Raw genomic sequence first — 23,072 nt, 5'->3', positions numbered from 1 at the left:
TCATGTCCCTCGTTCACGAAATCGACTACGGCACGCCTGCTTCGCGATCCGAAGCACAGGTCACGCTTACCATTGACGGCCGCGAGATCACCGTGCCGGAAGGCACGTCGGTCATGCGCGCCTCGATGGAGGCCGGCATCCAGGTGCCGAAACTCTGCGCCACCGACATGGTGGATGCCTTTGGTTCCTGCCGCCTCTGCCTCGTGGAGATCGAAGGCCGGGCCGGAACGCCGGCATCCTGCACCACGCCGGTCATGCCGGGCATGGTCGTACACACGCAGACGGGCCGGCTGAAAGACATCCGCAAGGGCGTGATGGAGCTTTATATCTCCGACCACCCGCTCGACTGTCTGACCTGCGCTGCCAATGGTGACTGCGAATTGCAGGACATGGCCGGCGCAGTTGGCCTCCGTGACGTCCGCTACGGTTACGAGGGCGACAATCATGTGCGCGCCCGCAGCAATGGCGAGATCAACGCCAAGTGGATGCCGAAGGACGAGTCGAACCCGTACTTCACCTATGATCCTTCCAAATGCATCGTCTGCTCGCGCTGCGTCCGCGCCTGCGAGGAAGTACAGGGCACATTCGCGCTGACCATCGAAGGCCGCGGTTTCGAGAGCCGCGTATCGGCGGGCATGCACGAGCATTTCCTCGATTCCGAATGTGTATCCTGCGGCGCCTGCGTGCAGGCTTGTCCGACGGCGACGCTGACCGAGAAGTCGGTCATTGCCATCGGCCAGCCGGAGCATTCGGCGGTGACGACCTGCGCCTATTGTGGCGTCGGCTGCTCCTTCAAGGCGGAGATGCGGGGCGAAGAGCTGGTGCGCATGGTGCCGTACAAGGACGGCCAGGCGAACCGCGGCCACTCCTGCGTCAAGGGGCGCTTCGCTTACGGTTATGCGACCCACAAGGACCGCATCCTCAACCCGATGATCCGCGAGAAGATCTCCGATCCATGGCAGGAAGTGACCTGGGAAGAGGCGTTTGCGCATGTGGCGTCGGAGTTCCGCCGCATCCAGTACCAGTATGGCCGCGATTCGATCGGCGGCATCACCTCCTCGCGCTGCACCAACGAGGAAACCTTCCTCGTGCAGAAGCTGATCCGCGCCGGCTTCGGCAACAACAACGTCGATACCTGCGCCCGCGTCTGCCATTCGCCAACCGGTTATGGCCTCGGCCAGGCCTTTGGCACCTCGGCCGGCACGCAGAACTTCGACTCAGTCGAGCATACGGATGTGGTGATCGTCATCGGCGCCAACCCGACCGATGGGCATCCGGTCTTCGGTTCGCGACTGAAGAAGCGGCTGCGCCAGGGCGCCAAGCTGATCGTCATCGATCCGCGCCGCATCGACCTCGTCAAGACGCCGCATGTCGAGGCGTCTTATCACCTGCCGCTGCAGCCCGGCACCAACGTCGCCGTGCTGACCGCGCTGGCGCATGTCATCGTCACCGAAGGCCTGTTTGCCGAACAGTTCATCCGCGAGCGGTGCGACTGGTCAGAATTCGAGGATTGGGCGGCTTTCGTTGCGGAAGAGCAGCATAGCCCGGAAGCGACTGAAGCCTTCACCGGCGTTCCGGCGGAACTCGTGCGCGGCGCGGCGCGCCTTTATGCGACGGGTGGCAATGGCGCGATCTATTACGGTCTCGGCGTCACCGAACACAGCCAGGGTTCGACCACCGTCATGGCGATCGCCAACCTCGCCATGGCGACCGGCAATATCGGTCGTCCGGGTGTTGGCGTGAACCCGCTGCGCGGCCAGAACAACGTGCAGGGCTCCTGCGACATGGGCTCGTTCCCGCACGAGCTGCCGGGCTACCGGCATATCTCGGACGATGCGACGCGCGATGTCTTCGAGAAGATTTGGGGCGTGACGCTCAACAACGAGCCGGGCCTGCGCATTCCCAACATGCTGGATGCCGCCGTCGAAGGCACGTTCAAGGGCATCTATATCCAGGGCGAGGACATCCTGCAGTCCGACCCGGACACCAAGCATGTGTCCGCCGGCCTGGCCGCCATGGAATGTGTGGTCGTGCACGACCTCTTCCTCAACGAGACGGCGAACTACGCGCATGTCTTCCTGCCGGGTTCGACCTTCCTGGAGAAGGACGGCACGTTCACCAATGCCGAGCGCCGCATCAACCGCGTGCGCAAGGTGATGAGCCCGAAGAACGGTTATGCCGACTGGGAAGTGACCCAGAAGCTGGCCCAGGCGATGGGGCTGAACTGGAACTACACGCATCCGTCGCAGATCATGGACGAGATTGCGGCGACCACGCCGAGCTTCGCGTCCGTCTCCTACGACTACCTCGAAAAGATGGGCTCGGTTCAGTGGCCCTGCAACGAGAAGTACCCGGAAGGCTCGCCGATCATGCACGTGGACGGTTTCGTCCGCGGCAAGGGCAAGTTCATCCGCACCGAATATGTGGCGACCGACGAACGCACCGGGCCGCGCTTCCCACTGCTGCTCACCACCGGCCGCATCCTCAGCCAGTACAATGTCGGCGCGCAAACCCGGCGTACCGAAAACGTCGCCTGGCATTCAGAGGACCGGCTGGAAATCCATCCGCATGATGCCGAACAACGCGGCATCAAGGACGGCGACTGGATCAAGCTTGCCAGCCGGTCGGGCGATACGACGCTGCGCGCGCTCATTACCGATCGCGTGGCGCCGGGCGTGGTTTACACCACCTTCCACCACCCGGACACGCAGGCGAACGTCATCACCACCGACTTCTCCGACTGGGCGACCAACTGTCCGGAATACAAGGTGACGGCGGTGCAGGTGTCTCCATCCAACGGACCGACGGAGTGGCAGCAGGATTATAGCGAGCTGTCGCGCCAGTCCCGCCGGATCGCAGGCAAGCTGGAGGCAGCGGAATAGTGTCGGATCGCGCAACCACGGCCACGGCCCGGGAGATTGCCCGCCGCAACGGCGTGGTTCGCACCGGCTCACGGGTGGTGCCGGAGGAGGTGCCGATCGCCTTTTCCTATGGCGGCTCGACCCAGGCCGTGATGATGGGCACGCCGGCGGAGCTCGAGGATTTTGCGGTCGGCTTCAGCCTCACCGAAGGCATCATCTCGTCGATGGCGGAGATCGAGGAGATCACCGTGGTCGACGAGGGGCGGGGCCTCGACGTGCAGGTGACGCTTGCCGAGGACAAGGAGGATGCGCTTCGCGCCCGACGTCGGCATATGGCCGGACCTGTTGGTTGCGGACTTTGCGGCATCGAGTCGATCGACCAGGCCATGCGCGCGGTGCCGCATGTCTCGGCCATCCAGCAGGCCTTGTCTGCGAGGCACATTACCGACGCGGTGAAGGCACTGAACGGGGCGCAGCCGCTGCATGCGGAAACACATGCCGTGCACGGCGCCGGGTTCTTCGTGCCGGGCAAGGGCTTGATCGCGATCCGCGAGGATGTCGGCCGGCACAATGCGCTCGATAAACTTGCCGGGGCCGTGGTGCGCCAGGGCGTCCAAGGATCGGACGGGGTGGTTGTCGTCACCAGCCGCATTTCGGTTGAGATGGTGCAGAAGACGGCAATCCTCGGAAGCGCCGTGCTGATCGCCATCTCTGCGCCGACCGCGCTCGCCATCCGTACCGCCGAGGAGGCGGGCATGACCCTCGTCGCCCTCTGCCGCGGCGATGATTTCGAAGTTTTTACCCGTGATGATCGTATCGACACCGGAGTGGTTGCCCATGTCGCTTGAAGCCATGTCCCATGAAAAAGACCCGCACCAGCTGGTGATGGACAAGATCGTCCGCATGGCAAACCAGATCGCCACCTTCTTCCTGTCGCAGCCGGAAGACATCCGGGCGGAAGGGGTAGCCACGCATATCAACAAGTTCTGGGAGCCGCGCATGCGCCGGCACCTGTTTGAACATCTCGAGCGCGGCGGAGAGGGGCTTCTGCCGCTGGTGATCGAGGCGTCGACCATGATCCGGCGCCCGGAGGCGAAGGTCGGATCGGGCGTAGGCGTCGGCGCGGATGCCGCACAGGGTGCCCCGGGCGGGAAGGGGCCGGCGGCGGGGGAATCGCTGTCGGAGCCGAACATCCCCGAAAGCACCGCTTGAGAGATTTTGCTCCCGCCGGGAGGGCGAGAGCGCGAGACGCAGTCATCATCCAGAGGGAGGATAGTAGATGGCAGTTGCAGCAAATGGAGCGCTCGTCGGCGACGTCGGGCTTCTGGATAGAGAACGAATTATCGCCAAACCTGGCTTCAACCGCTGGCTTGTTCCGCCGGCGGCGCTTGCCATCCACCTCTGCATCGGCATGGCCTATGGCTTCAGCGTGTTCTGGTTGCCGCTGACACGCGCCATTCCCGGTGCTGCCGATCCTTCCTGCGCAAGCCTCAACCTCCTGTCGGCACTTTTCACCACGACCTGCAACTGGCGCGTTGCCGACCTTGGCTGGATCTATACGCTCTTCTTCGTGCTGCTCGGTTGCTCCGCGGCCATCTGGGGCGGCTGGCTTGAACGCGTCGGGCCGCGCAAGGCGGGCTTCGTTTCGGCTTGCTGCTGGTGCGGCGGCATTCTGGTCGCGGCCGTTGGCGTCATGACCCACCAGCTTTGGCTGATGTGGCTTGGTGCCGGCGTGATCGGCGGCGTCGGGCTTGGCCTCGGCTACATCTCGCCGGTGTCGACGCTCATCAAGTGGTTCCCGGACCGGCGCGGCATGGCGACCGGCATGGCTATCATGGGCTTCGGCGGCGGCGCGATGATCGGCGCACCACTGGCCAACCTGCTGATGAACTACTTCAAGACGGATGTCTCGATTGGCGTCTGGCAGACTTTCATCACGATGGCGATCATCTATTTCTGCTTCATGATGGGCGGCGCCTTCGGTTACCGCATCCCGCCGGCTGGCTGGCGCCCGGAAGGCTGGACGCCGCCGGTATCCAAGTCGACGATGATCACCACCCGCCACGTCCACCTGCGCGATGCGCACAAGACGCAGCAGTTCTGGATGATCTGGCTGGTGCTTTGCCTCAACGTGTCCGCCGGTATCGGCGTTCTCGGCGTGGCATCGCCGATGCTGCAGGAAATCTTTGCAGGTTCCCTGATCGGGCTCCCGGAGCTTTCCTTCTCGCAGCTTGATGCAGGGCAGAAGACGCAGATTGCCGCGATCGCAGCCGGCTTTACCGGCCTCCTGTCGCTGTTCAACATCGGCGGGCGGTTCTTCTGGGCCTCGTTGTCTGACAAGATCGGCCGCAAGAACACCTACTACACCTTCCTGCTGCTCGGCATCATGCTTTACGCTGCTGCTCCGACGCTGGCCGACATGGGCAGCAAGGCGCTCTTCGTTCTGGCCTTCGGCGTGATCCTGTCCATGTATGGCGGCGGGTTCTCGACCATCCCGGCATACCTTGCTGATATCTTCGGCACGCAGTTCGTCGGTGCTATCCACGGCCGCCTGCTGACGGCCTGGGCGACGGCCGGTATCGTTGGACCGGTGGTCATCAACTATATCCGCGAAGCGCAGATCGCAGCCGGCGTGGCGCCGGGACCGGCGCTTTATACCGGCACGATGTATATCCTTGCCGGCATGCTGGCACTGGGCCTCGTGGCAAACATGCTGGTGCGCCCGCTTTCCGACAAGTGGTTCATGTCGGATGAGGAAGTTGCCTCACTGCAGGCAAAGACCGCAGCCGCCAATGCCGGGCCGTCCGGCTCCTTCGGGATCGGCAAGGGTGGTTTTGACGCCAAGGCGGCACTCGCCTGGGCCGTGGTTGGTATCCCGCTTCTGTGGGGTGTCTGGGTGACGCTGCGCAGCAGCTTCGTGATCTTCGGATAAGACGGTCGACGTGAACAGAAAAGGCCCGCAGCACCAACCGTGCTGCGGGCCTTCTGTATTGTGCGAGGTGCGTCAGAAATTTTCCCAGCCAGCGACCTTGGCCTGGAGTTGCGCATGCACGGCGCGTAAGCCGCCGGTATTCGCCTCACGAGCAGGAGGCGGCGCGTTCTGCACGGGTAGTTTCGCATCGGCGGGACCGATGTCGAACTGGGAGAGCAGGTTGTGCAGGCTCTCTGCCTCTGTTGCCAGCGAATGGCTGGCTGCGGTGGTTTCTTCCACCATGGCGGCGTTCTGCTGGGTCGCCTGGTCCATGTGATTGACCGCCTGACTGATCTCGCGAAGGCTTGCCGCCTGCTCGCGCGACGCTTCGACGATCGCCGCGACATTACCGTCGATGCCGGCGACCTGCATGGCGATCTCCTGCAGCGAGGTGCCGGTCTTGCCGACAAGCGCCACGCCTGTCGAAACCTGGTGCGAGGAGGTGTTGATCAGCGTCTTGATCTCCTTCGCAGCCGTTGCCGACCGCTGCGCAAGTTCGCGGACCTCCTGCGCAACCACGGCAAAACCCTTGCCCGCTTCGCCTGCCCGGGCCGCTTCGACCCCGGCGTTCAGCGCCAGGAGGTTCGTCTGGAAAGCGATGTCGTCGATCACGCCGATGATGTTGGTGATCTCGTGGGAAGAATGGGCGATCTGGTCCATGGCAGCGATTGCCTCGCGCACCACGAGCCCGGATTGCTCGGCATGCTGCCTGGTTTCCGTGACCAGCCGCCCGGCGTCTTCGGCGCGGCGGCTTGAGTCGCCGACCGTGTTGGTGATCTCTTCCAGTGCCGCTGCAGCTTCTTCGAGTGCGGCTGCCTGCTGTTCGGTGCGCTTGGCCAGTTCCTGCGAGGCGTCGCGCACTTCGCTCGATGCCGCGGCAATGCCGGATGCGTTGCGGCCGACAACCTCCATCGCATCGCGCAGCTTGGCCGCGACCGTGTTGAAGTCGTGCCGCAGCGCCTCCATGGTCGGCACGAAGGGTACGTCCAGCGACTGGTTGAGCTTGCCTTCCGCCAGGTCCCGCAGGCTCTTGCCGAGCTTGCTGATAGCGCTCATGCGCGGCGTGACGTCGGTCGCGAACTTCACGACCTTGACGACCTTGCCGTTCATGTCGCGGATCGGGTTATAGGCCGCCTGGATCCAGATCTCCTTGCCGCCCTTGCCATAACGCACGAATTCGTCAGCGATGAACTCGCCGCTTTCGAGCTTCTTCCAAAACTCGGAATAAGCAGCGGAGGCGGCGTAGCTTGGGTCGCAGAACATGCGGTGGTGGCGGCCCTGGATCTCGGTCAGGTCGTAACCCAGGCCGGCGCAGAAGTTCTCGTTGGCGGTGAGGATCTCGCCTTGCGGCGTGAATTCGATCATGGCCTGGGAGCGGCTGATGGCCTCCAGTTTGCTTGCATCTTCTGCCGCGGCCATCTTGGCGGCGGTGATATCAGTCGCGATCTTGACGACCTTGTAGGGTTTTCCGCCGCGAAAGACCGGATTGTAGGAGGCCTGGATCCAGATCTCGTCTCCCGACTTGGTGATGCGCTTGTATTCCCGCGCGTCGAACTTGCCGCGGGCAAGGTTGGCCCAGAACTGCCGGTAGTCTTCCGACGCCACATAGGCCGGATCAAAGAAGATGCGGTGATGTTTGCCGCGGATTTCCGCGATCTTGTAGCCCAACGTTTGGCAGAAGTTGTCGTTCGCATCGAGGATGTTGCCGTTAAGGTCAAACTCGATCAGCGCCTGCGAGCGGGAGATGGCATCAACGATATGGCGCGCCTTGGAATCTCCACCTATTCCCAGCATGTCCTCCCAAGGAACCGGGTTTGCACCGGATCCTTCCTCTTCCCCTCAGGTGCCACATGGACAGGCGGCACCAATTGCCCGGGAAGAATTACCGCAGCCAAGAATTAACAACTGCTTTAAACAACATCATAATATTAGCAGAAATCAATTCGCGTGGAGGTTTATGAACAAAAACGCCGCCCGTTTAGGTTCGGGCGGCGCTTCGAGGTTGTTGGTGCAGAGCTGACTAAGCTGCGAGGTCTTCTGCTTCAGAGCCCTTGAACATCTTGGCGAGGTTCAGGAAGCAGATCATGCCGTTTTCATTGGCGATGATGCCTTCCGAGAAAGACTTGTCGAAGGATGCGGAGACTTCCGGAACAGGCTGAACCTGGCTCGACGGAATGGTGAGGATGTCGGAGACACGGTCGACCAGCATGCCGATGACCATGTTGTGCACTTCCGCAACCACGATGGCGCTGCGCTCGTTGGCAACGGTGCTCTTCATGCCGAGCTTGTAGGCAAGGTCGATGATCGGGATAACCGAGCCGCGCAGGTTCATGACGCCGATGACATCGGCTGGTGCATGGGGAAGCGGGGTCGACGGCGCCCAGCCGCGGATTTCGCGGATCGTTGTGGTCTTGACGCAGAATTCCTGATCATGAAGCCGGAAGGCGATGATTTCGAGGTTTTCTTCGCTGTAGTTCGTAGGATTGGTCGTCGTCGATTCCATCAAGGTGTTCCCAACTATCCGCTGCCTGTGCGGTGGCGGCACTGGATGTGGCGGCCGACCGTAGCCCGTGAGTGTTCGCACAACCTCCATGCAGCACATGGTGCAGCAGGTCGCGCCGTGGGATCATAGGCGAAGAGTATTGCGCAAATCTAAATCACCGCCCAAAGGCGGGCGATGTGGTGCTCGTGCAGTATCTCCTAAGATCAGGCGGAACGGGTCGGGCGGTCGAGGACACGGCGGCCGAACAGGCTTGCCGTCAGTTCCACCATGATGCGTGCGCTACGGCCCCGATCATCCAGGAAGGGGTTGAGCTCGACAAGATCGAGCGAACTCACCAGACCGGTGTCGTGCAGCATCTCCATGATGAGGTGCGCTTCGCGGAAGGTGGCGCCCCCGGGCACCGTGGTGCCGACGCCAGGCGCGATGTCCGGGTCAAGGAAGTCGACATCGAGGCTCACATGCAGGAGACCGTTGGCCTCTGTGACCTTCTGGATGACCTGTCGCATGATGGCGGCGAGGCCGAATTCATCAATGGCGCGCATGTCGAAGACATTGACGCCGTTCTCGGCGATGAGCTTGCGTTCGATCTCGTCCACCGAGCGGATGCCGACCTGGAAGACGTTGGAGGGGGAGACCAGCGGGCGATCGGTCGGAAGAATGGTGCCAAGTTCGGCCTTGCCGGAGAAGAAGGCGACCGGCATGCCGTGGATATTGCCCGACGGCGAGGTTTCCGGCGTGTTGAAATCAGCATGCGCATCCAGCCACAGGACGAACAGCGGGCGGTCGACTTCGGCGGCATAACGCGCCATGCCGGAAACGCTGCCCATCGACAGGCTGTGGTCGCCGCCAAGCGCGATCGGAATGCCGCCGTTCCTGGCAGCCTGGTACATGCTGTCTTCCAGCGACCGCACAAACCCAGCGACAACCGGAAGGTTCTTGGCCTCCGGACGATCGGAAAGATCGCTTGCCGGCTCCGGACGCAGGTCACCGCGGTCTGTCACGGTGAAGCTGAGTTCTTCCAGCGCCTTGCGGATGCCGGCGAGACGGAACGCAGCCGGGCCCATGGCACAACCGCCGCGTCCTGCGCCTTCTTCAAGCGGCACGCCGATCAACGTGATGTCCATGGACGTCATGGCATTCTCCAGATGCTTATTGCGGGTAAAATCAGTATTCGCGCTCGTAGAAGATGCCGGCGGTGCCACCTTCGGTGCCCGCACCCGCCTTCAGCTTCACGCCGCGGCCGACATCGAGGTTGATGGTCGCCCGCGCGCCGTCGGTGCCGCCCTGCTCCAGCTGCAGATAGGTCCGCTTGTTGAGGTAACGGCCAACGGAAACGCTGGTCTGGCCGGTATCGTCGGTCTTAATGTCGAGGTCGTCGACGCCGAGATTGCTGCGCAGCGTCTCGAGCAGCGAGGTGGAGCCACCGCCCGCCAGCTGGCTCACGGCGTCGGCGAGCTGGGCGATCTGCAGCGGCGACAGGCGCGACATGGACTGGCCGAAGATCAGCCGTGCAAGCACCTCGTCCTGCGGCAAGGCAGGGGCCGACGAGAAGGAAATCGTCGGGTCGTTGGCGACGCCCGTGACCTTGACGATGATGGTCGTCTGCGCAGAGGTCGTGGTGGCTTCCATGTTCAAGACAGGGATCAGGCCGCCCCCAAACGTGATGTCGCCGCTCGTGAAATCGAGGCGCTTGGACAGGATGACGAGGCGACCGCGGCGCATCTCGAAGCCGCCGGCCACGATCGGAGCCTGCGCGTTGCCGGTGATGGTGAGGTTGCCACCGAGTTCGGCATCGATGCCGCGACCGCGCACGAAAATGCCGTTTGGCGCGCGAACGGTGAGGTTGAGCGCGATCGGCTCGGACGTGCCTTCCGCTTTTTCCGGTTGCAGCACCTTGATCTGGCGCGCCACCTTTGGCGGTGGGTTCTTGTGACGAACGTTGACTTCGGCAAGCGATGTCGGCAGGCGCGCCGGCACGGTGATGGCAGCCTTGGTGAGTGTGACGGTGCCGCCCACGACAGGGCCGGCCATCAAGGGACCGGTTACCGTCAGCGCCCCGTCCGCTGTCGCGGCGAAGATGTTGCCGTCCGCATAAACCGCCTGTGCAAGCGTGATCCTCAGGTCAGCGGGGAAGCCGGAGCCGATGCCAATGGTGCCTTGCGCAGAGACAGTTCCGCCGCCCGAAAGCTTTCCGGACAGGCGGGAGATGTTGGCGGTCTGGCCATCGAAGGCGACGTTGGCGGCAAGATCGGTCAGTGCGAGATTGCGCCTCACATCCACGAGCCTCGCGCCGGACGCGGACGCCGTTCCAGTGATGGCGGGCGCTGCCACCGTGCCGCCGATCGCAACATCCACGGTCCCCGTGCCTTCCAGGATCAGGCCCTGCGCCGCCAGTTGCCCGGCGATGATGGAGAAGGGAAGGTTGCCGTTGAACTTGAGGTTCAGCGCCCGTGCGCCCGCAAGCGCGACCGAGCCACCGCCGGAAAGCGAGATGCCGCCTCCACCGGACACACGCGTGTCGACGGTGACGGTACCGTTCTGGAACGTGCCATTGGCAGTGACATCGACTGAGGCCAGACCGACGGATGCGGTTTGAGCGACGCCCGCGTCCGCCCAGCGCAGGTCATAACGCACGGCCGGGGCTTCCGGCGTGCCGGTCGCGGTCACCGTTCCGGAGATCGTGCCGCGTGCGCCGACTGCCGGCGCAAAGGCGTTGACTAGGCTCGCGGGAATGGCATTGGCGCGTGCGTTGATATCAAGCGCCGGCACGCCATCCTTCAGGAGAACGCGGCCGGTGGCGGTGAGGTCTAACCCGCCTGATCCGCTAAGGCGGGTGTTTTCAAGTGCAAGCGTACCTTCGGTGAAACTGCCGCTTGCCTGGAGGCGAAACGGATCGATGCCAGCATCGCGCGTCTGGCGAAGCTGTGCATCACTCCATTCCAAATCATATTTGACGGCCGGGGCCGATGGGGTTCCGGTTGCGGTGATCGTACCGGAAATGGCGCCCGCCGCATTCATGGCAGGCACGAAAGTGTTGAGCAGGCTTGCCGGCAGGGACCGGATGTTGGCCACGAGATCAAGCGTCGAGCCGGCGCTACCATCAACGGAAACGCTGCCAGAACCGGTGGCGAGCGTCAGTCCTGCGAGCCGGGCGCCTCCATCGACGATGGCAATCCTCGTCGGTGCGGCAAGGCGGATCGGGATGTTGCGCGGGTTGGCGGCAAAGCTCTCGATGCCGACCGAAAGTTCGTCTCCGCTTGTCACGTCACCAACGGCCGTCAGCGGCGCATTGTCATATTGTGCGGCAAGGTTGAACGCTGTCCGGTTGTCGCCGTGATTGACGTCGAGCTTCAGGTCGTTGAGGCCAAACGAGCCGGCGCCTATGCGGGCTGCACGCACCGTGCCTTCGGCGGCGATCGCCTTGATATCGGGTATCGCGAGATCGATCTTCGGCTGGGCAATCTCGATCGTGCCGCGCTTGATACCGCTGCCGGAGGCGCGAACCACGGCGCCGGCCTTGCCATCGCTGTTGTTCAGCAGGACGGTGCCCTTGAGGTCGCCCTGTGCCTGCTGTGCGGCGAGCGCTGCCAGCAGCGAAATGTCCGGGAAGTCGAAGGTCAGTTCGCCCTGCGGCAGGAAGTCCGGCGAGAAGTTCAGGTTGCCGTTCAGCTTGTTCGGACCAACTTCGACATTGATCGCCGGCACGGCGGTCTTGCCTTCCGCGGATTCCACATCAGCGTCGATCTTGATCGGCTGGCTGTCGAGCGAACCGGTGGCGGTCAACTTGCCCTTTGGCGCATTCGGATCGGCGGTGCCGTCTACGACAACACTCAGGTCTTCGAGGCGGCGGCCGGCAAGGCGTGCTTCGGCAGAATTGATGACCGCCTTCACGTCCAGCGCACTGATCGGGCCCTTGGCATTGATGTCGAAGCCGGCAGCACCTTCGGCCTCCGGCAGCCAGCGCTTCAGGTCCGGCATGCGACCGGCAAGACGACCGGTGACCGCTTCCTTTTCATAGAGGATGTTGCCGTGCGCCTCGACCGCGTTCGACCGCATGACGAAGTTCTCAAGCGCCATGCGTCCGCCGGTGACGACGTTCAGATAACCTTCTGCGGAAAGCTTGCCTTCGAACTTCGGCGCCAGCGACGGCGGCAATACGCTCGGATTGGCAAACACGCGGAAATTGCCGGTGATTGCCTGTTTCGAGGTGTCGTAGGCGCCCGAGACGGTGCCGTTGACACTCTGGCTGTCGAAGGTGGCGGCGTCCAGACCGATCGCGGGCGGCGCAAGCCGTAGCGGCGCGTCAAGCGTCACAGGCCCGCGGATGACCCGATCCAGATTGTCGTCGGTGAAATCGGTACGGCCGACGGTGAAGCGGCTGCGGATGCTGCCCGAACGCGAAACGAGGTTGAGGTCCTCGCTCTCGGCCTGGAGGCGGATCTGGTTGAAGCGGCCCTGCGGGATCTGGGCGGCGCTCAAGGCGGCGGTGGCATTGAACCGCGCCGAGGCTGCCGCGCCGGTAAGCGTGAAGTTGACGCTCTCGATAGAGAAGCGGCTTTCTTCGCCACTGACGGGCCAGATGAAGTCGACCGGGCCATTGGTGCCGGCGAGGCTCGCCATCAGGCTGTTGTCGCCGGTTGGATCCCAGGCGCCCTTGGCCGAGAGGCGTACGGCGCCGGACGCAAGCTCACCGCGCTCGATGTCGATGCGGCCGGACGGGGCATAGACCGCCGCCATGTCGATGTCGGTCGTGCCCTCAAACAGCGGGCGGAAAGCAGGCGGAAGCAGCGTTGCCAGCTGGCCGCCACCCGTGACTTCCATGCGATGCCGGTCGTTCTGGACGAGCAGGTGGCGGCCGGTGACGTCGATGACCTGGGTGCCGCCGACGCTGCCGATCAGCTTGCCGGCCCAGTCCGACAACGGGCCTTCGCCATCGAGCGCCAGTTCCACGGCCGGGGCGTTGGGCAGGCGCAGCAGCCGGGCGAGAAGACCGCCTTCGGGTTCGGAGACCGCGGCCTTCAGCGTCAGGCGATTGGCGGAGGGCGCGTACAGAATGTCTGCGGAGGCGCGCGCGTCTGGCTCATCCTTGCGGGTTGCCTGCAGGTCGAGCGAGATGTCGGGGCCGGTCGCATCGATCGAGCCCTTCAGGGAGAGCGCAAAATCGCGGCCAGACAGCGCTTGCGACAGGTTGATGTCCGGCAGGTCGATCTGGGCGACACGGATGCCGACGGGCAGCGGCGATCCGCCGGAATCGGAATCGTCGCCCGGCGGGGTAGGGGTGGTCGATGGCTTCGGCGGGCGGATGAAGTTCACCGTTTCTGCCGAGACATGATCCGCCTTGAAGACGCCGCCGATCAACGAGGTCGGCGACCAATCGATGTTGATGCCTGAGATTTCTGCATAGGGACCTTCGTCATCCGACAGCGTCAGCTGGTCTAGGCGCAGGTCGCCGGTCAGCAGCCCTTCCGGCCGCGAGAAAGTGACCTTGCGATCCGGCGTCGAGACGATCGCCGAGACGCGTTCTGCGGCAACACGGCCGCCCACGGGCGTCAGTGCCACGAACAGCACGACGCCCAGCGCCATGACGAACAGGACCGCGACCACGCCTATCGCAGCCTTCAAAATCCCCTTCAGCAGGCGAAGCATCAGCGTCATGCCGGTCAATTACCTCTTGCCTTAGAATGCCTGCCCGATGCCTGCATAAATACCGTACTGGCTGCCACCGTCGTAGCGCTGCAGCGGAAGCGCAACGTCCAGTCTCAGCGGTCCGAATGGTGTGGCATAGCGGATGCCAACCCCAGCTCCAGCACGTATATCAGAAAAATCAGGCGTGATTTCGGTCGACACCGTACCAACGTCAATAAAAGGTACTACGCCAATGTTTTCTGTCACTTTTAGCCGCACTTCAAATGAACCCAGTGCATAAGAACGTCCGCCTGTGGCCTCGTCTTCACTATTATAGGGCGAAATTTCCCGATAGGCATACCCGCGGACAGATCCGCCACCGCCGGCAAAGAACCGACGTGTTGCGGGGATGCTTTCCAGATCATCACCCCCGATGAGCGTGCCGGCTGCAAGCCGTCCTGCCAGCACCACCCGGTTTTCCTCGCCAAGACCGAGATAGCCCGAGATCGACCCTTCGAAGGAGGAGAAGATCGTGCCTTCGAGTGTCTCATAGCTCGGCTTGGCCGACAGCGTCGCATAATAACCTTCGGTCGGATCGAGCTTGTTGTCGCGCGCGTCGCGCTCGAAGGAGACCGGGAGGCTCAGCGTCAGGTACTGGTTCTTGCCGAAGGCGTCTTCGGTGCTGGTGTAGGCGATCTCACCGCCACCCTTGAGCTTGTCGGTGTCGTTCAGCTCGTATGCAAGGTTCGCCGAATAGATGATCGTCTGCGCGTCGTAGGCGTCCGGCGATTCGCTCTTGGCTTCCAGCCGCGATTCAAAGGTGGACTCAGGCACGGGGAAGCCCGGCTTGGTAAAGATGATGCCGGCGGAATAGTCATAGGTCGTCACGTCTGTGGTCGCGCCAATGCCGGAGACCTTGCCCTCGATCCGCAGCGATTCCGCCTGGCCGAACAGGTTGCGATGACCCCAGTAACCTTGCAGGCCGGCGCCATCGATGGAGGAAAACTCCGCGCCGACGCCGAAGTAACGGTGCTTGCCTTCCGAAATCTCGATCGTCAGCGGCAGCGAGCCATCCGGCGCCAGCGCTTCCGCCTCGCGGATCGTGACGCTCGAGAAGACGCCGAGTTCGCGCAACCGGTCATTGGCCTTCTTCAACTGTTCGGGTGAATAGCGCCCGCCTTTGTCGAGCCGCGAATACCGGCTGATGAAGTTGGGATCGACGGTCTTGGCACCCTTTACCGCAACCGCGCCGAAGGGCGCGACTGGTCCAGCGACGGCGCCAAGCGTCACATCAACCGTCGTGGTGCGGTGATCGGCCGTCACCTCGCGCTCGGTCAGCTTTGCAAGCGGGCGGCCTTCCTTCTTGAGGTCGACGACGACCTGCTCACCGGCTTTCAGGATGAGCCGCGCTCCGGCCTTTTCGCCGAGCTCGAGATCGTAGTCCTCCGGGTTCTTGCGGGCGGCATCGCCGTTCATCTTGACGGCGCCGAGCGCAAAGACCGGGCCCGGATCGACACGGACCGTCACGGGCACGGGCCGGGAATGATCGAACGTGGGGTTGGGCGGCAGGCTGTCGATGTTGGTGCCGGCCACCGAGATCTGCACGGTTCCGCCATAGCGCGCTTCTTCGTAAAGCACCGCAATCAGGCGTTCGCGGTCTTCGCGCGCCTTGATGACAACGCCAAGGTCGCCGGAAACCGGTTGTTCCTCGTCGTTGACCAGCGAGGCGGCATTCTCCAGCCGTTCCTTGAGGTCCTTGTCGGCATCGCCGGTATCGAGCGTCGCGTCATAACGTACCGGGTCGATGACCTCGATCGCGTCATCCTCATCATCACCGAACAGGGTGATGCCGAAAATCTTGAAGGCATGGGCGTCGGTTGCGAGGGGTGGCGAAAGCAGCACGAGGGCGGCAAGCGATGCAGCAGTGCCTGCATTCACCCACAGCTTGCGCTTGTTTATCCGCCCGGTTTTGTCGTTCTGCATACGCAAACTGATAAAAGACCCTCGTTCGGGCGCCCGTCCTGGCTCCACGAAGGGCCTTACTTAGCCGTAATTATGGCCAGACGGTACCCCTTCTTCCGATCTCCGGGTCACTTCACAAAGAAAAAGCCCCGGATCTTGCTCCGGGGCCACAGGGTGCAGCTAAAGCTGATAATCGATCAGTAACGGCGCGGGCAGCTATCGATGTAGCGGCGGCCGTAACGGTCGCGATAGTAGCACTGGCCGGGCTGCTCGGCGACGGAGCCGATTACTGCGCCAGACACGCCGCCGATGGCCGCGCCAACGGCTGCGCCGCGGACGTTGCCGGTTGCCAAGCCGCCGATCACGGCACCTGATGCGGCGCCGACGCCGGCGCCCTGTTCGGTCGCCGTGCAGCTCGCCAGCGATCCGCCAACCATCAAGAGCACTAGAAATTTCTTCATGAATTCCTCCTGGAGTCCTTCCGTCGGCTGTTCCATGGCAGCCGCTATCAGCAACAATAGGTCGCGGCGGTCGAGAGTCCATATTTTAGCACCGGATATTTTCACCAAAGCCATCCCCGGCGCCATTCGAGGCCTGAAGATTAGGCCGCGCGGGGCGGCAAAATCCTGTGAAAGTAGTGGTTGATCCGCCCGCCAAAAAAGCAAATGATGATGGCGTGTCCGGGAGGGACACGAGGAGGACATCGATGACGAAAGTGACGCTGACCGTGAATGGCCGCGCGATGAGCGGCGAGTGCGAAGATCGCATGCTGCTCGTTCATTTCATCCGAGAAAAACTAGGTCTTACCGGCACCCATGTGGGGTGCGACACCACCCAATGCGGTGCCTGCGTCATCCACATGGATGGACGTTCGGTGAAAAGCTGCTCGATCCTTGCCGTGCAGGCCTCCGGGTCGACCATCACCACGATCGAAGGTCTCGCAGGCCAGGGCGACCTGCATCCGGTGCAGGCGGCGTTCAAGGAACATCACGGACTGCAATGCGGCTTCTGCACGCCCGGCATGGTGATGGCCGCCGTGGACCTCATCAACCGCGAGGGCGGATCGCTTACCGAAGAGAAGGTCCGCGCCGGGCTCGAAGGCAATATCTGTCGCTGCACGGGCTACCACAACATCGTCAAGGCCGTCCTTGCCGCCGATGCCGAAATGGCAGCCGGGCGTCAGGCCGCTGAATAGGATCAGCGTGTCGGCATCCTGATCGGCCACGCGCCGACCGGTTGATGCTTGATCGCGCTTGTCTTGACCAAGATTCGCTCATTTCTGGAGGAGATGAAAATGGGTGTTGAAGGAATTGGTGCCCGCGTAGCCCGCAAGGAAGACAAACGCTTCCTCACCGGCAAGGGCCGCTACACCGACGATATGACCGTTCCCGGCATGAAGTTCGCCTATTTCGTGCGCAGCCCGCATGCCCATGCAAAGATCACCAATATCGATGTCTCTGCCGCGAAGGCCATGCCTGGCGTGATCGACGTCTTGGACGGCAATCAGTTGCTGGATGATGGCATTGGCAACCTCATCTGTGGCTGGATGATCCATTCCAAGGATGGCTCGCCGATGAAGATGGGCGCCTGGCGTCCGCTGGCGGTGGATACCGTGCGTTATGTGGGTGACGCGGTTGCGATCGTCGTTGCCGATAGTTCCGCGGAAGCGCGCGATGCGGCCGAAGCAGTCGTGGTCGATTATCAGGAACTGCCGGTCGTGACCGACACCGCTGCCGCCATGGCGCCCGGCGCACCGCAGATCCACCCGGAGGCGCCGAACAACCTCATCTATGACTGGGAAATCGGCGACGGTAGCGCGGTTGACCAGGCGATCGCCTCGGCGGCCCATGTGACGGAGATCGAGATCCACAACAACCGGCTGTCACCCAACCCGATGGAGCCGCGCGCCACGCTCGGCATCTATGACAGCGCCGAAGACCACTACACCTGCTACACGACCAGCCAGAACCCGCATGTGGCGCGGCTGGTAATGAGCGCCTTCTATAATGTGGCGCCGGAAAACAAGCTGCGCGTCATCGCGCCGGATGTCGGCGGCGGCTTCGGCTCCAAGATCTACATCTATCCGGAAGAAATCGTCTGCCTCTGGGCATCCAAGAAAACCAATGTGCCGGTAAAGTGGGTCTCCGACCGCACCGAGGCCTTCCTGACGGATGCGCATGGTCGCGACCACCTTTCCAAGGTGAAGATGGCGTTTGATGCCGACAATCGCATCACTGCGCTGAAGGTGGACACGGTCGCCAATCTTGGCGCCTATATGTCGCTCTTCTCGTCGGCCGTGCCCACCTACCTTTATGCGACGCTGCTTTCGGGCCAGTATGCTATCCCGGCCATTCACGCGAATGTCCGCACCGTCTACACCAACACCGTTCCTGTGGATGCCTATCGCGGGGCCGGCCGCCCGGAAGCGACCTATCTGCTGGAACGCACGATGGAAACGGCCGCACGCGAGCTTGGCGTCTCGCCGGCAGAACTGCGGCGCAAGAACTTCATCCGCACCTTCCCGTACCAGACGCCGGTCATCATGAACTACGATGCCGGCGATTACGAAGCCTCGCTCAACGCTGCCATGCAGGCGGCCGACTGGGCCGGTTTCGAAGCGCGTCGTGCGGAGGCTGAAGCCCGCGGCAAAAAGCGCGGCATCGGCATGAGCTGCTATATCGAGGCTTGCGGGATTGCGCCGTCGCAGGCGGTCGGCTCGCTCGGTGCCGGCGTCGGCCTGTGGGAATCGGCCGAGGTGCGGGTGAATGCCGTCGGCACGATCGAGGTGCTTACCGGTTCGCACAGCCACGGCCAGGGCCATGAAACGACCTTTGCACAGCTTGTCGCGGGGCGGCTCGGGGTGCCGATCGAAAGCATCAACATCGTCCATGGCGACACGGACAAGGTGCAGATGGGCATGGGCACCTACGGATCCCGCTCTGGCGCGGTCGGCATGTCGGCCGTCGTCAAGGCACTCGACAAGGTCGAAGCCAAGGCGAAGAAGATCGCCGCGCATCTGATGGAAGCCGACGAACAGGACATCGTCATCGAGAACGGCGAGGTGAAAGTCGCCGGCACCGACAAGGCGCTGCCCTGGTTCCAGGTGGCGCTGGCCGCCTATACCGCCCATAACCTGCCATCCGGCATGGAGCCCGGCCTGAAGGAAACCGCGTTCTATGACCCGGCGAACTTCACCTTCCCGGCTGGCTGCTACATTGCCGAGGTCGAGGTTGATCCGGAAACGGGCAAGACCGAGATCGTCCAGTTCGTGGCAGCCGATGACTTCGGCAACATCATCAACCCGCTGATCGTCGAAGGCCAGGTGCATGGCGGCCTGGCGCAGGGGATCGGCCAGGCGCTGCTCGAAAATGTCCAGTATGACTCGAACGGCCAGCTGCTGACCGCGAGCTTCATGGACTATGCGATGCCGCGCGCCGACGACCTGCCTTCGTTCAAGCTCTCGCACCAGAACACGCCGTGCCCAAGCAACCCGCTCGGCATCAAGGGCTGCGGCGAGGCGGGGGCGATCGGTTCACCGCCGGCGCTGATGAACGCCATCACCGACGCGATCGGCCACAACCGGCTCACCATGCCCGCCACGCCGATGAAGGTCTGGCAGGCGCTGCAGACCGCTCACTGAGGAGGAAGATAATGTACGCTACAAGCTATCATCGCGCTGCCTCCGTTGAAGATGCAGTGCAGATGCGCAACGCGCATGAGGAAGGGCGCTACCTTTCCGGCGGCATGACGCTGATCGCCACCATGAAGCAGCGGCTTGCCGCGCCGACCGACCTGATCGACCTGCGGCACATCCCGACCTTGCGTGGGATCAGGATCGAGGGGCGGCGGGTGACGATTGGCGCAGCAACGCCGCATGCCGAAGTTGCCGGTCATGCGGAGTTGCGGGCCCTGTGCCCCGCCATCTGCCAACTTGCCGGCCATATCGGTGATCCGCATGTGCGCCACATGGGCACGATCGGCGGCTCGATCGCCAACAACGACCCGGCGGCCGACTATCCTGCCGGCATGCTTGGGCTTGGCGCGACGATCGTCACCGATCGCCGGTCGATGTCGGCGGACGAGTTCTTCACCGGCCTGTTCGAGACGGCGCTGGAGGAGGGCGAGATGGTGACCGCGGTATCCTTCGATGCGCCGGAAAAAGCGGGCTACGCCAAGTTCAGCAATCCGGCCTCGCGTTATGCCATGACCGGTGTGTTCGTCGCCAAGACTGCCACCGGCATTCGGGTTGCGGTGACGGGTGCCGGCTCGAACGGCGTCTTCCGGCAAAGCGACATGGAAGCGGCGCTGGCGGGCAACTGGTCGCCGCAGTCCATCGCGCATATCAACGTCGATGCCTCGGAACTCCTGTCCGACATGCATGGAAGTGCGGAATATCGCGCGAACCTGGTGAAGGTCATGGCCAAACGCGCCCTGGCATCTGCCGGCTGACGCGATTCGCTTATCGACAAGGGGCGGGACGCTTTCGGACGAAAGCTCCCGTCTCTTGACGCAAATCAATTCCCGATATTTTCACTGGCGCTACAACTCACATTGGAATAGTTCAAAAAAGGCGGGCCTTTTGCCGCAGGTGAGGTCTATTCACGTGCCGCGGGGTTGACGGGGCGCGCGACTGAACCCAAAACCGGAGCGGTTTCTGGAGTGTGAGAATGGATTTCGAGGCATTTTTTAAGAGCGAACTGAATGGTCTTCATAACGAAGGCCGTTACCGAGTGTTCGCCGATCTCGAGCGGCATCGCGGCAATTTTCCGCGCGCCACCCGGCATACTCCCGATGGTCCCCGCGAAGTTACGGTCTGGTGTTCCAACGATTATCTCGGCATGGGCCAGCATCCTGCCGTGGTCGAGGCGATGAAAGAAGCCATCGACCACTGTGGCGCGGGTGCGGGAGGCACCCGGAATATTTCTGGCACCACGCACTACCATGTTCTTCTCGAACAGGAACTTGCCGACCTGCACGGCAAGGAAGCCGGCCTGATCTTCAATTCCGGTTACATGTCCAACTGGGCGACGCTCGGAACACTCGGCCAGAAGATTCCAGGCCTCATCATCTTCTCCGATGCGTTGAACCACGCGTCGATGATCGAAGGCATCCGCCACGGCAAGTGCGAGCGGGTGATCTGGAAGCACAACGACCTCAACGACCTCGAAGCAAAACTGGCGGCTGCCGATCCGAATGCGCCGAAGCTGATCGCGTTCGAGAGCGTTTATTCCATGGATGGCGATATTTCGCCGATCAATGAAATCTGCGACCTCGCCGACAAGTACGGCGCGATGACCTATCTCGATGAAGTGCATGCCGTTGGCATGTACGGCCCGCGCGGCGGCGGCATTGCCGAGCGCGAAGGCCTGATGGACCGGATCACGATCATCGAGGGCACGCTTGGCAAGGCCTTTGGTGTGATGGGCGGTTATATCGCAGCATCCAGCGCGCTGTGCGACTTCATCCGTTCATTTGCCTCGGGCTTCATCTTCACCACGGCGCTGCCGCCGACGCTTGCGGCCGGTGCGATCGCTTCGATCCGCCACCTGAAGTCGAGCCCGTTCGAGCGGGCCCGCCACCAGGATCGTGTGCGCAAGCTGCGCGCCATGCTCGACAAGCAGGGCATTCCCCACATGCACAACCCGAGCCACATCGTGCCGGTCATGGTTGGCGATGCGGCCAAGTGCAAGTGGATCTCGGACATCCTGCTCGACACCTGCGACATCTATGTGCAGCCGATCAACTACCCGACCGTGCCGCGCAAGACCGAACGCCTGCGCATCACGCCGACGCCGCTGCATTCAGATGGCGATATCGAGCATCTGGTCGGCTCGCTGCACCAGCTCTGGTCCCGCTGCGCTCTGGCGCGGCACGTGGCCTAACCACACTTACCTCAAGGAAAATGGCCGCTCACGCGGCCATCTCTTTTTGTGCGATCAGTTCGCCGGCACGGCGCCTGGCTTCCGCGTCAGCGGCAAAAGCATCGTCCATGGACGCGGCGGCACCGTAGCCCACCATGTCGTCCATGACCTGTTCGGCAATATCGGCCATCTGGAGGAAGCCGATGCGGCCCTCGCAGAAGGCATGGAAGCTTATCTCTTCGGCGGCGTTCATCACCGCACCCTGCACACCACCGCGTTCCAACGCCGTGCGCGCGAGGCGAAGTGCGGGGAAACGAACCTCGTCCGGTGCCTCGAAATCGAGCCGGGCCAGCTTGGCGAAATCCAGCCGCTCGACATTGAGCTGCGGCCGCTCCGGATAGCTGAGCGCGTAACCGATGGCGGTGCGCATGTCGGGGCAGCCAAGTTGTGCCAGCACCGAGCCGTCCCGATAGCCCACCATGGAATGGATCACCGACTGCGGGTGGACGATGACCTCGATCTGCTCCGGCGCGACGTTGAAGAGGTGTTTTGCCTCGATCATCTCCAGCGCCTTGTTGAACATCGAGGCGCTGCCGATCGAGATCTTGAGGCCCATCGACCAGTTGGGATGGGCCCGAGCAACATCGGCCGTCACGCCTGCCATCTGCTCCCGGCTCCAGGTGCGGAACGGCCCGCCCGAGGCTGTCAGCACGATGCGCTCCACCGCATGGTGCTGGTTGTCTTCCAGGCACTGGAAGATCGCGCTGTGTTCGCTGTCGACGGGGATCAGCCTGCCGCCGCCTTCCGCTACTGCCTTCACGAACAACTCGCCGGCGGAAACGAGGCATTCCTTGTTTGCGAGCGCGATATCGGCGCCACGTTTGGCAGCCGCCAGCGTTGGAGCAAGCCCTGCGGTTCCGACGATCGCCGCCATCACGACATCCGCGTCGCGCGAGGCGGCCTCGATCAGCGCTTCACGCCCTGCGGCAACTTCTATGTCAGTTCCGGCTAACGCTTCCTTCAGCGCCGCATAACATTTTTCATCAGCCGTCGCGGCCAATTTTGCGCCGCTGGTCCTTGCCTGTTCGGCGAGAAGCGCAACATTGGCATTGCCTGTCACTGCGACGACGTCGAAGGCTTCCCTGCCGCCGAGCTGGTTCACGACATCGAGCGTGTTGACCCCAATCGAGCCGGTGGAACCCAGGATGCTGATGCGACGTCTGCCGGTTTCGGCCATGTTATCTTCCGTTTCACTAACTTTGTCCGGTCTACAAGCGAAAGCGCCCGCT

The 23,072-nt window shown here is 62.8% G+C and carries 15 protein-coding genes; 8 read left to right on the top strand and 7 right to left on the bottom strand.

The window, feature by feature from the left end:
• The first annotated feature begins 2 nt into the window (after positions 1-2).
• The 4 genes from fdhF to CYG48_RS13505 all read left to right on the top strand — a co-directional run bounded on the left by fdhF (position 3) and on the right by CYG48_RS13505 (position 5,793).
• A complete protein-coding gene (gene fdhF / locus CYG48_RS13520; RefSeq protein WP_118850852.1) occupies positions 3-2,882 on the top strand; it encodes a formate dehydrogenase subunit alpha in 2,880 nt (959 codons plus the stop codon).
• A complete protein-coding gene (gene fdhD / locus CYG48_RS13515; protein ID WP_118850851.1) occupies positions 2,882-3,709 on the top strand; it encodes a formate dehydrogenase accessory sulfurtransferase FdhD in 828 nt (275 codons plus the stop codon). Before fdhF ends, fdhD begins: the two co-directional genes overlap by 1 nt.
• Complete coding sequence (locus tag CYG48_RS13510; RefSeq protein ID WP_245450348.1) at positions 3,699-4,073, top strand: formate dehydrogenase subunit delta; 375 nt, start codon at positions 3,699-3,701, stop codon at positions 4,071-4,073. The genes fdhD and CYG48_RS13510 overlap by 11 nt, the downstream gene beginning before the upstream one ends.
• A gap of 67 nt (positions 4,074-4,140) precedes the next feature.
• A complete protein-coding gene (locus CYG48_RS13505; protein ID WP_118850850.1) occupies positions 4,141-5,793 on the top strand; it encodes an OFA family MFS transporter in 1,653 nt (550 codons plus the stop codon).
• 72 nt (positions 5,794-5,865) lie between these two features.
• On the opposite strand, the gene CYG48_RS13500 is transcribed toward CYG48_RS13505, so the two are convergent.
• From CYG48_RS13500 to CYG48_RS13475, 6 genes are all read right to left on the bottom strand, one after another.
• A complete protein-coding gene (locus CYG48_RS13500; protein ID WP_118850849.1) occupies positions 5,866-7,626 on the bottom strand; it encodes a methyl-accepting chemotaxis protein in 1,761 nt (586 codons plus the stop codon).
• A gap of 226 nt (positions 7,627-7,852) precedes the next feature.
• Entirely contained in the window at positions 7,853-8,335 is a 483-nt protein-coding gene (locus tag CYG48_RS13495; RefSeq protein WP_118850848.1) for a chemotaxis protein CheW, read from the bottom strand.
• Positions 8,336-8,538: 203 nt separating this feature from the next.
• Positions 8,539-9,468, bottom strand: coding sequence for an arginase (rocF, locus tag CYG48_RS13490; protein WP_118850847.1), 930 nt, complete (start codon positions 9,466-9,468; stop codon positions 8,539-8,541).
• 31 nt (positions 9,469-9,499) lie between these two features.
• Positions 9,500-13,990, bottom strand: a complete 4,491-nt coding sequence (locus CYG48_RS13485; RefSeq protein ID WP_150132728.1) for a translocation/assembly module TamB domain-containing protein — start codon at positions 13,988-13,990, stop codon at positions 9,500-9,502.
• 21 nt (positions 13,991-14,011) lie between these two features.
• A complete protein-coding gene (locus tag CYG48_RS13480; protein WP_118850845.1) occupies positions 14,012-15,943 on the bottom strand; it encodes an autotransporter assembly complex protein TamA in 1,932 nt (643 codons plus the stop codon).
• A gap of 176 nt (positions 15,944-16,119) precedes the next feature.
• The gene (locus CYG48_RS13475; RefSeq protein ID WP_118851656.1) at positions 16,120-16,383 is read right to left on the bottom strand and encodes a glycine zipper domain-containing protein; all 264 of its coding nucleotides are present in this window, start codon (positions 16,381-16,383) and stop codon (positions 16,120-16,122) included.
• 245 nt (positions 16,384-16,628) lie between these two features.
• Here CYG48_RS13475 and CYG48_RS13470 point away from each other — a divergent pair, with 245 nt between their 5' ends.
• The 4 genes from CYG48_RS13470 (at position 16,629) to hemA (ending at position 21,804) form a co-directional block, all read left to right on the top strand.
• On the top strand, positions 16,629-17,117 hold the full coding sequence (locus CYG48_RS13470) for a (2Fe-2S)-binding protein (RefSeq protein WP_118850844.1): 489 nt from the start codon (positions 16,629-16,631) through the stop codon (positions 17,115-17,117).
• Between the two features lie 99 nt (positions 17,118-17,216).
• A complete protein-coding gene (locus CYG48_RS13465) occupies positions 17,217-19,562 on the top strand; it encodes a xanthine dehydrogenase family protein molybdopterin-binding subunit (protein ID WP_118850843.1) in 2,346 nt (781 codons plus the stop codon).
• An 11-nt stretch (positions 19,563-19,573) separates the two neighbouring features.
• Positions 19,574-20,371 carry an FAD binding domain-containing protein gene (locus CYG48_RS13460; protein WP_118850842.1) on the top strand — a complete coding sequence of 266 codons (798 nt, stop codon included), beginning with the start codon at positions 19,574-19,576 and terminating at the stop codon, positions 20,369-20,371.
• Between the two features lie 218 nt (positions 20,372-20,589).
• Positions 20,590-21,804 (top strand): 5-aminolevulinate synthase, encoded by a 1,215-nt coding sequence (gene hemA / locus CYG48_RS13455; protein ID WP_118850841.1) that lies wholly within the window; start codon positions 20,590-20,592, stop codon positions 21,802-21,804.
• Positions 21,805-21,832: 28 nt separating this feature from the next.
• Here hemA and dxr read toward each other — a convergent pair whose 3' ends face one another.
• Complete coding sequence (gene dxr, locus CYG48_RS13450) at positions 21,833-23,020, bottom strand: 1-deoxy-D-xylulose-5-phosphate reductoisomerase (RefSeq protein ID WP_118850840.1); 1,188 nt, start codon at positions 23,018-23,020, stop codon at positions 21,833-21,835.
• Between the last annotated feature and the right edge of the window lie 52 nt (positions 23,021-23,072).

The sequence above is a fragment of the Neorhizobium sp. SOG26 genome (assembly GCF_003491345.1).
GTDB classification, from domain to species: Bacteria; Pseudomonadota; Alphaproteobacteria; order Rhizobiales; family Rhizobiaceae; genus Neorhizobium; species Neorhizobium turbinariae.
This window is presented reverse-complemented; position numbering and strand designations above follow the sequence as displayed.

Excerpts from the sequence above, each read along its gene's own strand:
- CYG48_RS13460 (WP_118850842.1), top strand. The coding sequence starts at position 19,574 with ATGTACGCTACAAGCTATCATCGCGCTGCCTCCGTTGAAGATGCAGTG.
- CYG48_RS13500 (WP_118850849.1), bottom strand. The coding sequence starts at position 7,626 with ATGCTGGGAATAGGTGGAGATTCCAAGGCGCGCCATATCGTTGATGCC.
- CYG48_RS13505 (WP_118850850.1), top strand. The coding sequence starts at position 4,141 with ATGGCAGTTGCAGCAAATGGAGCGCTCGTCGGCGACGTCGGGCTTCTG.
- dxr (WP_118850840.1), bottom strand. The coding sequence starts at position 23,020 with ATGGCCGAAACCGGCAGACGTCGCATCAGCATCCTGGGTTCCACCGGC.
- CYG48_RS13510 (WP_245450348.1), top strand. The coding sequence starts at position 3,699 with ATGTCGCTTGAAGCCATGTCCCATGAAAAAGACCCGCACCAGCTGGTG.
- rocF (WP_118850847.1), bottom strand. The coding sequence starts at position 9,468 with ATGACGTCCATGGACATCACGTTGATCGGCGTGCCGCTTGAAGAAGGC.
- CYG48_RS13470 (WP_118850844.1), top strand. The coding sequence starts at position 16,629 with ATGACGAAAGTGACGCTGACCGTGAATGGCCGCGCGATGAGCGGCGAG.
- CYG48_RS13465 (WP_118850843.1), top strand. The coding sequence starts at position 17,217 with ATGGGTGTTGAAGGAATTGGTGCCCGCGTAGCCCGCAAGGAAGACAAA.
- CYG48_RS13495 (WP_118850848.1), bottom strand. The coding sequence starts at position 8,335 with ATGGAATCGACGACGACCAATCCTACGAACTACAGCGAAGAAAACCTC.
- CYG48_RS13485 (WP_150132728.1), bottom strand. The coding sequence starts at position 13,990 with ATGACGCTGATGCTTCGCCTGCTGAAGGGGATTTTGAAGGCTGCGATA.
- fdhF (WP_118850852.1), top strand. The coding sequence starts at position 3 with ATGTCCCTCGTTCACGAAATCGACTACGGCACGCCTGCTTCGCGATCC.
- CYG48_RS13475 (WP_118851656.1), bottom strand. The coding sequence starts at position 16,383 with ATGAAGAAATTTCTAGTGCTCTTGATGGTTGGCGGATCGCTGGCGAGC.
- hemA (WP_118850841.1), top strand. The coding sequence starts at position 20,590 with ATGGATTTCGAGGCATTTTTTAAGAGCGAACTGAATGGTCTTCATAAC.
- CYG48_RS13480 (WP_118850845.1), bottom strand. The coding sequence starts at position 15,943 with ATGCAGAACGACAAAACCGGGCGGATAAACAAGCGCAAGCTGTGGGTG.